Genomic DNA, 12,690 nt, shown 5'->3' with positions numbered 1-12,690 from the left:
CCGTTTGCCTGCTCGCGTGAATTGGTGATTCGCTATTTGCTCAAGGGTTTGGCGGGGTTTCCAACGACGGTTGTGTGCGGCGGTACATCCTTTGTCACCACGGCCCCCATGCCTATAATAGCCCCTTCGCCGATTCGGCGCGGTTGATCGCGCGTGCCCTGCTTGATGATGGCCCCCGCGCCGATATAGGCATGGCGCTCGATGTGCACATTGCCCAGGCATTGAACGGCTGGAGCGAATGTAACATAATCCGCGATGCGGCAGTCATGTGCGATATAGCATCCGAAATTGCAGTGGAAATGGTGGCCGATCACGACATTCGTACTCACGATCGAATTCGAGCATATGATTGCGCCCTCTCCGATCTCGCTCATTTCGTATAGTGTCGTGTTGGAGAAAATGACGGATAAAGGGCTGCCGCCAGCGTGCACAAGCTCGCTCACCAATCGCTCGCGAGATGGAGAGTCGGCAACTGCCACGTTGAAATATTTGTCCGGAGCAGAATGGGCCGCATAGTCTTCGAGAGAGATGACCTTGCAGCCATTGACGGCTGGCTTGCTGGGGACGGTCTCGACAAACACCAGCTCAAACCGGGGATGCCATGCCTGGTACGCGAAGGGCATGACTTCCCGGCCGAAACCACCGGCGCCAAAAATCCCTACCAGCGGTTTCTCGGACTGCTCAATCATCATTCTGCGACTTGGGCCAGTGCGGTTGCTGCCAGTGCCATGCAGACATCGCGAATGACATCGATCGTGCCCACCGGCAGGCCCGTGCCCGTCGGCAGGACGATGACGCGATCTGCCACCAGTTCGGACCGGGGCAGCGATAGCCCTGCATAAGGCGCGCTTTCGCTATAGGCCTTCATGCGGTGGCAGCTGGGCCAGAAATATTTCCGCGCCATGATGTTCTCGGCCTGCAGCGCCTGGACGATCGTGTCGCGCGTGCAGGGGAAGCTGCTGTCGACCTCAGCCACGATATACTGGTAATTGAAGGGCTCTTCGCTTGGGTCGATCACACTGATACCGTCGATGCCGTCAAACGCGGCGCGATAGGCATGGTAATTGGCGCGGTTGGCTTCCACCACCTTGCCGACATTGTCGAGATTGACCAGCCCCATGGCGGCGCAGATCTCCGACATCTTGCCGTTGGTGCCGTGCATCACGGAATTGTCGAGCGCGGCAAAGCCGAAATTGCGCATCAGCCGCATCCGTTCGGCAAGGGCATCGTCGTTGGTGGTGATGGCGCCACCCTCGAACGAGTTGAAGAACTTGGTGGCATGGAAGCTGAACACCTCGGCGCGGCCGAAGCCGCCGATCATCCGGCCGCCATGGCTGCACAGAAAGGCATGGGCGGCATCGAACATCAGGCTGAGCCCATGTTCGTCGGCAATGGCCTGCAGGCGTTCGACATCGCAGGGGCGGCCCCACAAATGGGTCGCCAGGATACCGCTGGTGCGCGGCGTGATCAGATGGGCGATCGCGTCCGGGTCCAGATTGTGCGTGTCGGGATCGACCTCGGCAAAGACCGGGGTCAGGCCCAGCCAGGACAGCGCATGCGCGGTGGCGATGAAGGTATAGGACGGGACGATGACCTCGCCGGTCAGGCCCAGCGCCCGGATCGCGATTTCCAGCCCGATCGTGCCGTTGCACACCGTGATGCAGTGCTTCACGCCGAGTTCCTGCGCGACCCGCTGTTCGAACTGTTCGACCATCGGCCCGTTGTTCGACAGCCAGCCGCGATCGAAGATGCCGTCGACCAGGGCCATGAAGGCCGCGCGATCGCCGATATTGGGTTTGCCGACGGGAATGGGCGCGGCGAAGGCCGGCGGCGCGCCATGGAGCGCGAGATCCGAAGCAGACCGAATGGTTTTCTGAAGGGTCATGATCGCTGATATCTTCCGAAAGGATGGTGAGAGTCGGGCTGGGGTAAACAGGATGTCCGATGTCAGGCGCGCGCGCCGGGCTCAGCTGCGGTCATTGTCGAGCTCCGCCGCCAATTCCTCGAGCTCGGCGCGCAGCGCGGCATATTCCAGCCGCTTGCGCGCCAGGAACCGGGCGGTGATCGCCGCCTTTTCCGCAAGGCCCTTGGGGGTGAGCACATAGGCATAGCCGCGCTTGCTTTCGGCATGGGAAAACCGGTCCCATTTCACGAGGCCGCGCTCTGCGAGCGCGCGTACCATGTAATGGACCGCGCCCAGGCTGATTCCCAGCTTCTCCGCCATCTCCCGCTGGGTGATTTCCGGATTGGTGGCGATCAGGCGCAGCACGCGGAGCCTGGCATCTTCGCGGCGCTGACTGGCGGGGCTGGAAACGAATTCGGATGTGTGCATATAGCTACCGCACGGCGCGACCCGAAGGGTCCGCCGGATGATCGGGCGGCGCGCATCTGGGGCGCGCCGCTATGTTCAATTTTGAACCCATAGCGCCAAGCCCGCCTTTGGCAAGCCGATTCCGCGCGCGTTTCGGCAAAAACCGGCGTATCGGATCGGTTCGGTGCCGGGGCTGCGGTCGTGCACGGCCCTTGTATCGGGCCCGGGCTCGATCGGTCGCAGCGGTGACATTGCCCCCTTTTTCAAATTGTTGAACTCGCCTATCAGCGGCGCAAGCAAGCCTTCCGGAGCGCATGATCTTGAATCCATCCATTTCCTCGCCGCGCAAGTCGATGCGTCACAGCAAGTCGCGATCGTCTGCCAGCGCAACCCAGTTGCAATGGTTCTGGATGGCCGTTTTCCTGGTTGTACTGGCGCTTCTGGGCGGCAGTTCGCGTCCGGACCCGGTTCAGCTGGCGATGTTGCGGCCGATGGCGGCGCTGTTGCTGATCCCCGCGATGTATTACATCCGGCTTGATGACCTGGCGCCCGCCAGGACCGTGCTGCTGTTCCTGGGCGGGCTGCTGGTGTGGATGGTCGTTCAGCTCGTGCCGCTGCCCCCGGGCTTGTGGCAGGGACTGCCCGATCGCGAGACCATCGTCGCGCTCGACAGGCTTGCCGGAAATGCGGACGTGTGGCGTCCGATCTCGCTGGCGCCGTTTCGCGGTCTCAATTCGCTGCTCAGTCTGATCGTGCCTGTCTGCGCCTTGCTGCTCGCCGTGTCGATGAAGCTCAATTCGCGCCTGCTGCTCACCATCATCGCGGGACTGGGTCTGGTCAACGCGCTGTTCGGCCTGTTACAGGTGGTCGGCGGGTCGCGCAGCTTCCTGTATCTCTATTCCATCACCAACATCGATACGCCGGTCGGGCTGTTCGCCAACGAGAACCATTCGGCGGTGTTCTCTGCCCTGTCGCTGCTCGCGGTGACGCGGCTGTTTCTCGATCACAATCCGATCCACCGTCCCGTATGGATGAAGCTTGCCTTCGTCCCGGTGTTTCTGATCATCCTGTTCACGGTGCTGATCAGCGCCTCGCGCGCGGGTCTGATGGCGACCCTGTTCGCCATCATCGCATCGGGCCTCATGGGCTGGATGACGGTGCGCTCGCGCGGTTCGGGCAAGGCCAAGGTCAAGGTGCCCGAAACCAGCCGAAAGGCGATTTACGCAGCGACGGCCGGCTTCGCGCTCGTCGTCCTGCTGATCGTGGTCGCCTTTCTGTGGCTCGAGCGCACGCCCGCTTTCCAGGACCTGATGGGCCGCAATTCGATGGAGGATCTGCGCTGGAAGACCTGGCCGGTCTTCCAGACCATGGTGAGCAACCATTGGCTGCTGGGCACCGGATTCGGATCCTTCGACACCGTGTACCGCCTGTACGAGCCCGACGATCTGCTGGCCCGATCCTATCTCAACCACGCCCATAACGACTGGGTCCAGATCGTGATCGAAGGCGGGGTACCGGCTGCTTTGCTGCTGGCTGGGCTGCTGATCTGGCTGGCCCGGTTCGTCCGCACCCTTTTGGGCAGCCGCGAGCATCAGGCGCTGGCGGTGTTCTGCCTGGCTGTGCTCGCCATTATCGGGTCGGCGTCGCTGGTCGACTATCCCGCGCGCACCCCGATCTTCCAGGCGGTGCTGGTCTGGCTGTTCCTGGCGGTGGTCCAGGATGCCAGGGCGGTGCGCGCCGGATCGGGCGAGGGCCGCTCGTCAGGCTGATGCGATGCCGGCCGGAGCGAGCGATCGCCCCGGCATCGTCTCTCCGCGCGCGAGCCTGCTCTAGGCCTGGCTGCGTGCCTTGAGCGCTTCGGCGATCTTCTTGACATCCTGTGACCGGCCCTTGGGCACGATCATCACATGGCTGCCATTGGCGATGACGATGAGATCCTCGATCCCCGATGCGGTCACGGTGATGCCGTCGGCATGCACGTGGCAGCCGCGCGTATCGATCAGCACGGTATCGCCGGCGACGGTGTTGCCGTCCGCATCGGCGCTGCCGATCTCCGCCAGGGCATCCCAGCTGCCGACATCGGACCAGCCGCAGGCGACGGGCACGATGGCGACACGCTCGGCGCGCTCCATCACCGCATAGTCGATCGAATCCGACGGGCAGGCGGCGAACCGCTCGGCATCCGGACGAATGAGCCGCGCCGTCAGGTCCGCGCCCGCCAGCGCCGCGCGCGCTTCGGCATCCATGTCCGGGGCGTGGCGCGCCAGCTCGGCAAGATACCGGTCAGCGCGCATCAGGAAGATACCGGCATTCCACGAATGGTGGCCTTCGGCGAGCATCGCCTGGGCCTTGTCGCGCGCCGGTTTCTCGATGAAGCGATCGACCTTGCGCACGCCCGGGACGTGATCGAGCCCGTCCCCCATGCGGATATAGCCAAAGCCGGTTTCGGGACCCGTCGGCTCGATGCCGAAGGTCACCAGCCAGCCATCGCGCGCCGCCGGAAGCGCGGTATCGACCGCGGCCAGGAAGGCAGGCAGATCCAGGATCACATGATCGCTCGGCATCACCAGCATCACCGCATTGCCCCCGCCCGCCGCGAGCGCGGCGAGCGCGATCGCCGGCGCGGTGTTGCGCGCGCTCGGCTCGAGGATGATGCGCGCTCCCTGGTGCGCCTCGCCGCCCAGCTCGGCTTCCATCAGCGCGGCATGCCGTTCGGCCCCGATGATCAGCGGGGCGGCAAAGCGGGTCGAATCGCCGGCACGCGCGAGCGTATCGGCAAACATCGTCCGGTCAGACGCGAGCGCGAGAAATTGTTTCGGGCTCTGGTCGGTCGACAGCGGCCACAGCCGCGTGCCCGATCCGCCGGACAGGATGACGGGGATTATCTGGGTCATGCGGGTCTCGCTTCAATGCGCGCGCGCAAGCAGCAGCCGCGCGCCCGGGCTGGCGGTAAAGCGGCTGTCGGGATCGATGGTAAGGCATTCTCCCGCGTCGACGGTCAGCAAGCCCTCGGGCTGCTCGACCCGAACGCTGCCTTCGACCGGAATCACCGTGAGCGGCCCCGTGCCGTCCAGCCGCGCCGCGGCACCGCCGGTGAGCAGCAGCGAGAACAACGGCCCATCGACCAGCAACTGATCGACCGCGAAATCGACCCTGCGATGCAGCTGGGCGGGATAGGGCACAGCGCGCGAGACCGCGACGCCATCGTCGAGATGCAGTTCGCGCGGGCGTCCGTAATCATAGAGCCGATAGGTGATGTCGGCATTCTGCTGCACCTCGATCAGGCTCACGCCCGCTCCGATCGCGTGCACCGTCCCTGCCGGTATATAGTAGAAATCGCCGCGCGCGACCGGCTTCCAGTCCATCAGCGCCTCGATCTCGCCCGACAGCGCGGCCTCGCGCAGTTCGTCGGCTCCGAGCGGGCGAAGCGTGCCGATGCCCAGGCACGCGCCCGGCTCGGCATCGAGCACCAGCCAGCACTCCTCCTTGCCGCTCGCCAGGCCCATGGCCTGCGCCTCGGCATCGCTGGGATGGACCTGGATCGACAGCTTCTCGCTGGTGAACAGATATTTGACCATCAGCGGCAGCGCCGGGCCGGTTTCCGCCTCGAACCAGATCTCGCCGATCTTCTCGCTGCCCGGGTTGCGGAACGGGGCAGGCAGCACCGCACGGCCCCAGGGCTTTTCGACCTGGCGCGTGGCAAGCTTGCAGGCAGACAGCGCTGCCATGCTCATCCAGCCCGTTCGCTGAGGCGGCGTTCCCAGGCCAGCGCATGGGTCACGATGGTGTCGAGATCGTCAAAGGCAGGCTGCCAGCCGAAGCGCGCGCGGATCGCGCTGCTGTCGGCGGTGAGCGCGGCAGGGTCGCCGGCGCGGCGGTCGGACAGCACGCGCTCGATCTTCAGATTGGTGACGCGGTCGACCGCGTCGAGCACCTCGAGCACCGAATAGCCATGGCCATAGCCGCAATTGAGCCGGTGGCTCTCGGACGGATTCTCGATCAGCGCCTCGAGCGCGAGCACATGCGCATTCGCCAGATCGCTGACATGGATATAGTCGCGCACCCCGGTGCCGTCGGGGGTGTCGAAATCGGTCCCGAACACTGCCACGCTGTCGCGCTTGCCGAGCGCGGCTTCGACCGCAACCTTGATCAGGTGGGTCGCACCTGCCGTCGACTGGCCGGTGCGCGCCTGCGGATCGGCGCCCGCCACGTTGAAATAGCGCAAGGCGCAATAATTGAAGTCATGCGCAAACGCGACGTCGCGCAGCATCCACTCGGTCATCAGCTTGGATGTGCCATAGGGATTGATCGGCTGCTGCGGAGCGCTCTCGGGGATCGGGCCATCGCCCTCGGGCGTGCCATAGGTCGCGGCGGTAGAGGAGAAGATGAAATGCTTCACCCCGCCGTTCACCGCAGATTCGATCAGCGCGCGGCTCTTCACCGTGTTGTTGCTGTAATATTTGAGCGGGTCGCTGACCGATTCGGGCACGATGATCGATCCGGCAAAGTGCAGGATCGCGCCAATCTGCTGTTCGGCGATGATCCGCGCGACCAGCTCGCCATCGGCAATGTCGCCCTCGTAGAACGCGACGCCCTCGGGCACCGCCCAACGGAAGCCGGTGACGAGATTGTCGATCACCGCGACCTTCCACCCCGCATCCTTGAGCGCCAGCACGGCATGGCTGCCGATATAGCCCGCACCGCCGGTGACCAGCACCGCATGACGGGTCTTGAATGCGTCGACCGCTTCGCTCGCCCTTGCCGACATGGCGATCAATGCCCCGCCTGGGGGCCGCGCTTCAGCCCCGATGCCGCAAGCTGCTCGTCGATCTGCGCCATCAGCCGGTCCAGGCCTTCCTGGCTGCGCGCTTCGGCGCGCGCGACGAGCACGTCCTGCGTGTTCGATGCGCGCAGCAGCCACCAGCCGTCCTCGGTGTTGACGCGTGCGCCATCGGTCGCGTTCACATTGGCGCCAGCGGCCGACAGGCGCTCGAGCACCTCGTCGACCACCGCGAACTTGCGGCTCTCGTCGACCTGGAAGCGCATTTCGGGGGTGTTGATCATCGGCGCCATCGCGCCGCGCATCTCGGTCACACTCTTGCCGAGCACCGTCTGCGCCTCGATCAGCCGGACCGCGGCGTAGAGCGCATCGTCAAAACCGTAATAGCGATGCTTGAAGAACACGTGCCCGCTCATCTCGCCTGCGAGCGGACAGCCGGTCTCCTTCATCTTCGACTTGATCAGGCTGTGGCCGGTCTTCCACATCAAGGGTTCGCCGCCGAGCTCGCTCACCCGGTCGAACAGCGCCTGGCTGGCCTTCACATCGGCGATGATCGTCGCGCCGGGCAGGTCTTTCAGCACCACTTCGGCGTAAATGCTCAGCAGCTGATCGCCCCAGATCACGCGGCCCTGGCCGTCGATCGCACCGATCCGGTCGCCATCCCCGTCAAAAGCCACTCCGAAATCGAGCTGCTTTTCCGCGACGAGTGCCTTCAGATCGGCGAGATTCTTTTCCTCGGTAGGATCGGGATGATGATTGGGAAAATTGCCGTCCACATCGGTAAACAGCGTGAAATGCTCGCCCGGAAGGCGCTGGACCAGCTTTTCGACCGCCGGGCCGGCCGCGCCATTGCCGCAGTCCCAGCCGATGCGCGCGGCGGTGCCGCCGAAATCCTCGACCAGCCGATCGACATAGCGATCGAGAATATCGACCTGCCGCGCGCTTCCGGTGCCCTCGGCCCAATCGCCGGCCGCCGCCATCTCGCCCAGCTTGCGGATATCCGCGCCGAAAAACGGGCGGCCCTGAAAGACCATCTTGAAGCCGTTGTAATTGGCGGGGTTGTGGCTGCCGGTTATCTGAATGCCGCCATCCGCCTCTTCCAGCACTGACTCGGCATAATAGAGCATCGGGGTGGGGCCCATGCCGACACTGATCGCATCGATGCCGCTGTCGTTCAGCCCCTTGATCAGCGCCGCTTCGAGCACCGGCGAACTGACGCGGCCGTCATAGCCGACCACCACGCACTTGCCGCCCGCGCGCGCGATCAGCGTCGCAAAGCCGCGTCCGATCGCATAGGCATCCGCCTCGCCAAGCGTTTCGCCGATGATCCCGCGAATGTCATATTCGCGCAGGCTGGTGGGGTGAAAGGCATGGGTCATGTATCGGTCAGCTTCCCGAACTGTGCTGCGCAGCGTCGGGCTGCCCAGAATTCAACCCTGAACGGGCCATGGAGCAGCGTCGTTACCGTTGCCTCCTCCGGAATTCAACACGGTTATATGTGGCACCACAGGCGATCGGGTCCGATCCGGTGGGACCGGGCATGACCTCGGGGGCGGTCGGTCACACCGGCTCGCCAGCCGCCCGCGCGCGCTCGACCACGGTGCGTTCGGCCAGCGGCACCATCCGCCAGGCGAAGAACAGCAGGGTCAGGCCAACCGGCACGATCACCAGGATCGAGAGCACCCCGGTCGACAGGCTGCCCGAGATCACTGACATCTGGCCTGCGAGATAGGGGCCGAGTGCCAAGCCGAACAGCGTGGTCGCCAGGAAGAAGGTCGCGGTGGCGGTGCCGCGCATGCGGGGCATCACCAGGTCCTGCGTCGTCGCTGCCGCCGCGCCGAGCGCCGAGCTGGCGAACATGTTGGCGAGCGAGGCGAACACGGTGAAGCGGATGAAATCGGCGTCCGAATTCGGATCGTTGGCGGTGCTATAGGCCAGGATCACCGGGATGACCGGGGTGATGAGCCCGAAGGCGATCACCATGATCCGCCCCGATTCGCTGCGCGCACGCAGCCAGTCGGACATCCGACCGCCCAGGATCACGCCCAGGAACCCGCCGAGCGCGCCGAAGCCGCCGATCCAGAACCCGATTTTCGCGGTGTCCTCGCCCAGAACCTGCGCGGCATAGGTCGGTCCGAAGGCGGTGGTGGCATAGGACAGGAAGGCGACGCAGCCATAGCCCAGGATCGTGCACAGGAAGGCCGGCGATCCCCAGATGAGCGCAAAGGTCGCCTTGTCGCGCGCACGCAGCGAGCTGGCCCAGGAGAACACGGCATAATAGCCGATGGCGATGCACAGCCATTGCAGCGTCGCGCCGGTGAGCGCGATCATGCCGGCTGCGATCAGTCCCAGCAGAACCAGGGCACCGATATTGACCGCAAAGGCGGCGGCGCCGCGCTGCGCCGCCGCGATCATCGTGAACGGCGGAATGACCGCGAACAGCTCCTGGAAGAAACCGCGAAACGGCTCGGTCGAGGGCGGCGTCGGCAGCCCGTCGACCAGCCCGCGCACCGGCTCGCGCATCGTCGCAACCCAGGCGGCGAGCAGCAGGCCGGGCACGCCGACCGCAAGAAACGCCGCCTGCCAGCCGACCAGGCCCAGCGGACCGCCGCCCGGATAGGCATTGTTCCACCCCGCGACAATGAAGCCGCCGATCATCAGCGAGATGCCGCCCCCGAAATAGAGCCCTGCCGAATAGATCGCGAGCGCGGTGCCCCGCATGCGCTTGGGGAACATGTCCGAGATCAGCGAATAGGCCGACGGGCTCGCGGTCGCCTCGCCGATCCCGACGCCCATGCGCGCCAGCCCCAGCGTCAGGCCGTTTTTCGCAAAGCCCGACACCGCCGTCATCGCCGACCAGATCGCCAGCCCGACGGTGAGCAGCCGCACCCGGTGCCAGCTATCGGCGAGCCGTCCCAGCGGAATGCCGAACAGCGCGTAGAACACGGCAAAGGCGGTGCCATAGAGAAAGCCGATATCGGCATCGTCCAGCCCTAGGTCCGCCTTGATGTCGGGCGCCAGGATGGTGATGATCTGCCGGTCGATGAAATTGAGCACATAGACGAGGAAGAGGATGAACAGCCCGTACCAGGCATAAGGCGAGGCCGATGTGGCTGGCGCGATGCCCGGCGCGGCGGTGTCCTGATTGTCGTTGGGCCCGGCCATGTGCTTGTCTCTCCCCGATTTTGGCGTCTCTTGTGTGCGTCCTTGCCCTTGGCTAGCAGAGCCCCGAAGTGACGCAAGCGTCAAACGACCGGAAGCGGTCGGCTGCAGGAAGGGGCCAGCGAGTGAAGACGCCATCGATCCTGTTCGTCTGCCTCGGCAATATCTGCCGATCGCCGCTCGCCGATGGCGCGCTCAGGCACAGGGTGCGCCAACTCGATCTGGGTTGGACGGTCGATTCGGCGGGGACCGGCGGCTGGCATCGCGGCGACCCGCCCGATCCGCGCGCGATCGCGGTGGCGCGGGCGCATGGCGTGGACATTGCGGACTTGCACGGCCGACAGGTGAGTGCGGCCGATTTCGATCGGTTCGACCTCATCCTCGCGATGGATCATGACAATCTGGCAGGCCTTCGCCGGATCGCGCCTGCAAGCTCGCCCGCCGAGCTTTGCCTCGCGCTCGATCTGGTGCCCGGACGCGCAGGACAGGCGGTGGCCGACCCCTATTATGGCGACGCATCGGGCTTCGATGCGACCTGGGCCGATGCGAAAGCGATCGCCGAAGCGGTCCTCGTGCGCTTCGGCGTCCGCCGCTGACCGCCTCGTTGCCGGTCAGGCGGTGGCGATCTCTTCCTCTGCGATAACGGTCGGCTGGCGGCGCAACAGCGCGATCGCATCGCTCAGCATCTGCGGCGCCAGCACGCGCAACATCAGCCCATAGCTCAGGACGCCGATCGCGGCGAGCAGCGCAAGCCGGGCCATGATCTCGGGAAGGCTGCTGTCGAGCGTGCCGTTGAGGCCGATCCGCATCATCCATACCAGGGCGGCCATCGCGGCAGCCGCGCCGACGCCCGGCAGGCATGCAATCAGCACATCGCGCACGCGCACGCCGATCACCGGGCACGACTGCCACAGGCAGAACAGCAGCACGACCGGCATGCCGATCACCCAGCCCAGGGCCAGGCCGGTCACGCCGAAGCGCACCCCGATCAGGAACATCAAGGGCATGAAGACCGCGCCAAAGGCCGAGCATCGCACCGTGATTCGCGGCGCGCCCAGGGCATTGACCGCCGGGGCGATCAGCACATGCAGCGTCATGAACGGCATCGCGAGGGCGAACAGCTGGACAAGGGGCACCATTTCCACCCATTTGGGGCCAAACAGGGTGTACACGGCTTCGGGCGCGGTCACCGCCAGCCCGGCATAGACCGGACAGCAGATCAGCATGATCAGCCCGATGGCCTTCAGGAATGCCGCCTGCAGCCGCGCGGGCTCGGCCTGCAAACGCGAATAGGCGGGAAAGGCGACCTCGTTGAGCGGCGGAATGACCTTGGACGAGAACAGCTGCGCAAGGAACAGGGCCTCGGCGTAAAGGCCGAGCGCATGCGGATCGAGCACACGTCCGGCGATCAGCACATCGGCCTGGGTCTGCAGGCTCCACAACAGATGGCTGGTGAGCATCGCGCTGCCGAAGCCGATCATGGAACGCGTGCCGCGAAAGTCGAAACTGGGCCTGACGACGAATCGCTGCGCGATGCACAGGCCGATCGCGCGGCTCCACACCATGGAGGTGGGGGCAGCGACCAGCGTCCAGACGCCCCAGCCCGCCAGCGCGCAACCGATCGACGTGATCGCGCAGACGAAGGCAGAGATGAAATTGACGATGGCGAGCCGGCGGAAATCGAGCGCGCGGCTCATCAGCACCTCGGGTACCGCCATGAAGGGCGTCGCGAGATACATGACCGTCTGCCAGCGCAGCAGCTCGGCCACCTGGGGCTGACCATAATAGGCGGCGATCGCCGGTGCGGCGGCAAACTGGATGGCGGCGATGCCGAGATTGAGGATCAGCAGCAGCCCGAAAGCCTGGCGGACGCGGAACGTGTCGATCTGCTCCTGCTGGATCAGCGAACTGGCAAAGCCATAGCCGTTGAGAAAGGCCAGCATCACCATCACGACCTGGGTCATGGCGAACAGCCCGTAATCGGACGGGTCGAGAATCCGAATCACCCCGAGCGTGGTGGTCCACATCACCACCTGGCTGACGATCTGGCTGCCGGAACGCCAGAAAACCGCGGATCTCACGCGATTGGCGAATCCTGAATCAGCGATTCCGGCGGCTGTATCTTCGACCATAAACGTTCATGTTCCCGTGCAGGGCTGTTATAGGCATCCGGGGGGCGGATGCCAAAACCCCGAGTTTTTCGGGGTGCAGACGCATTGCCCCAAAAAAATTGAAATAAAATTGCAAAAAGGGTTTGACCCGAATCGATCCCGGCCATAGATGACGCCTCACCGGACGGGACGCGGCGCTGACGCATCGCACTTCCACCGGTCGCCAACATCTTCGGATAGCCAATCGCTCGGTTTAAAGATCGGGGCACACTGGTTGTCCGCTGTTTTTGTCTTGGTGAGATCTTTGACATTGTAGGTTTAGATGA

At 64.8% G+C, this 12,690-nt stretch carries 12 protein-coding genes; 2 read left to right on the top strand and 10 right to left on the bottom strand.

The features are described from left to right. Positions 1-32 precede the first annotated feature (32 nt). From AX735_RS15085 to AX735_RS15075, 3 genes are all read right to left on the bottom strand, one after another. Complete coding sequence (locus AX735_RS15085) at positions 33-692, bottom strand: acetyltransferase (RefSeq protein ID WP_197417973.1); 660 nt, start codon at positions 690-692, stop codon at positions 33-35. Continuing rightward, positions 689-1,885 (bottom strand): DegT/DnrJ/EryC1/StrS family aminotransferase, encoded by a 1,197-nt coding sequence (locus tag AX735_RS15080; protein WP_060978782.1) that lies wholly within the window; start codon positions 1,883-1,885, stop codon positions 689-691. The genes AX735_RS15085 and AX735_RS15080 overlap by 4 nt, the downstream gene beginning before the upstream one ends. 81 nt (positions 1,886-1,966) lie before the next feature. After that, on the bottom strand, positions 1,967-2,332 hold the full coding sequence (locus tag AX735_RS15075; protein WP_082730828.1) for a MarR family EPS-associated transcriptional regulator: 366 nt from the start codon (positions 2,330-2,332) through the stop codon (positions 1,967-1,969). A 293-nt stretch (positions 2,333-2,625) separates the two neighbouring features. Here AX735_RS15075 and AX735_RS15070 point away from each other — a divergent pair, with 293 nt between their 5' ends. Beyond that, entirely contained in the window at positions 2,626-4,080 is a 1,455-nt protein-coding gene (locus AX735_RS15070) for an O-antigen ligase family protein (RefSeq protein WP_082751135.1), read from the top strand. A gap of 60 nt (positions 4,081-4,140) precedes the next feature. On the opposite strand, the gene AX735_RS15065 is transcribed toward AX735_RS15070, so the two are convergent. The 5 genes from AX735_RS15065 to AX735_RS15045 all read right to left on the bottom strand — a co-directional run bounded on the left by AX735_RS15065 (position 4,141) and on the right by AX735_RS15045 (position 10,256). After that, positions 4,141-5,205 (bottom strand): mannose-1-phosphate guanylyltransferase/mannose-6-phosphate isomerase, encoded by a 1,065-nt coding sequence (locus tag AX735_RS15065; protein ID WP_066281999.1) that lies wholly within the window; start codon positions 5,203-5,205, stop codon positions 4,141-4,143. A 12-nt stretch (positions 5,206-5,217) separates the two neighbouring features. After that, positions 5,218-6,039 (bottom strand): class I mannose-6-phosphate isomerase, encoded by an 822-nt coding sequence (locus AX735_RS15060; protein WP_066281997.1) that lies wholly within the window; start codon positions 6,037-6,039, stop codon positions 5,218-5,220. A gap of 2 nt (positions 6,040-6,041) precedes the next feature. Then, positions 6,042-7,079 carry a UDP-glucose 4-epimerase GalE gene (gene galE, locus AX735_RS15055; RefSeq protein ID WP_066281996.1) on the bottom strand — a complete coding sequence of 346 codons (1,038 nt, stop codon included), beginning with the start codon at positions 7,077-7,079 and terminating at the stop codon, positions 6,042-6,044. A gap of 5 nt (positions 7,080-7,084) precedes the next feature. Beyond that, entirely contained in the window at positions 7,085-8,470 is a 1,386-nt protein-coding gene (pgmG, locus tag AX735_RS15050) for a phosphoglucomutase/phosphomannomutase PgmG (protein ID WP_066281993.1), read from the bottom strand. 181 nt (positions 8,471-8,651) lie between these two features. Further along, a complete protein-coding gene (locus tag AX735_RS15045; RefSeq protein ID WP_066281990.1) occupies positions 8,652-10,256 on the bottom strand; it encodes a spinster family MFS transporter in 1,605 nt (534 codons plus the stop codon). Between the two features lie 122 nt (positions 10,257-10,378). On the opposite strand from AX735_RS15045, the gene AX735_RS15040 reads away from it, so the two are divergent. Next, positions 10,379-10,849 (top strand): low molecular weight protein-tyrosine-phosphatase, encoded by a 471-nt coding sequence (locus AX735_RS15040; RefSeq protein WP_066281988.1) that lies wholly within the window; start codon positions 10,379-10,381, stop codon positions 10,847-10,849. Positions 10,850-10,864: 15 nt separating this feature from the next. Here AX735_RS15040 and AX735_RS15035 read toward each other — a convergent pair whose 3' ends face one another. Continuing rightward, a complete protein-coding gene (locus tag AX735_RS15035) occupies positions 10,865-12,385 on the bottom strand; it encodes a lipopolysaccharide biosynthesis protein (RefSeq protein ID WP_066281985.1) in 1,521 nt (506 codons plus the stop codon). Continuing rightward, positions 12,331-12,690 (bottom strand): hypothetical protein (locus AX735_RS26420; protein ID WP_231750136.1); only part of this gene is annotated, 360 nt, incomplete at its 5' end. The genes AX735_RS15035 and AX735_RS26420, both read right to left, overlap by 55 nt.

It is taken from the genome of Blastomonas sp. CCH1-A6, assembly GCF_001556365.1.
Classification (GTDB): Bacteria; Pseudomonadota; Alphaproteobacteria; order Sphingomonadales; family Sphingomonadaceae; genus Blastomonas; species Blastomonas ursincola.
The sequence above is the reverse complement of the archived record's forward strand: the minus strand, read 5'-3'. Positions and strand labels throughout refer to the sequence as shown.

Coding starts and splice junctions, on each gene's coding strand:
- AX735_RS15085 (WP_197417973.1), bottom strand. CDS start 692: ATGATGATTGAGCAGTCCGAGAAACCGCTGGTAGGGATTTTTGGCGCC.
- AX735_RS15080 (WP_060978782.1), bottom strand. CDS start 1,885: ATGACCCTTCAGAAAACCATTCGGTCTGCTTCGGATCTCGCGCTCCAT.
- AX735_RS15075 (WP_082730828.1), bottom strand. CDS start 2,332: ATGCACACATCCGAATTCGTTTCCAGCCCCGCCAGTCAGCGCCGCGAA.
- AX735_RS15070 (WP_082751135.1), top strand. CDS start 2,626: ATGATCTTGAATCCATCCATTTCCTCGCCGCGCAAGTCGATGCGTCAC.
- AX735_RS15065 (WP_066281999.1), bottom strand. CDS start 5,205: ATGACCCAGATAATCCCCGTCATCCTGTCCGGCGGATCGGGCACGCGG.
- AX735_RS15060 (WP_066281997.1), bottom strand. CDS start 6,039: ATGGCAGCGCTGTCTGCCTGCAAGCTTGCCACGCGCCAGGTCGAAAAG.
- galE (WP_066281996.1), bottom strand. CDS start 7,079: ATGTCGGCAAGGGCGAGCGAAGCGGTCGACGCATTCAAGACCCGTCAT.
- pgmG (WP_066281993.1), bottom strand. CDS start 8,470: ATGACCCATGCCTTTCACCCCACCAGCCTGCGCGAATATGACATTCGC.
- AX735_RS15045 (WP_066281990.1), bottom strand. CDS start 10,256: ATGGCCGGGCCCAACGACAATCAGGACACCGCCGCGCCGGGCATCGCG.
- AX735_RS15035 (WP_066281985.1), bottom strand. CDS start 12,385: ATGGTCGAAGATACAGCCGCCGGAATCGCTGATTCAGGATTCGCCAAT.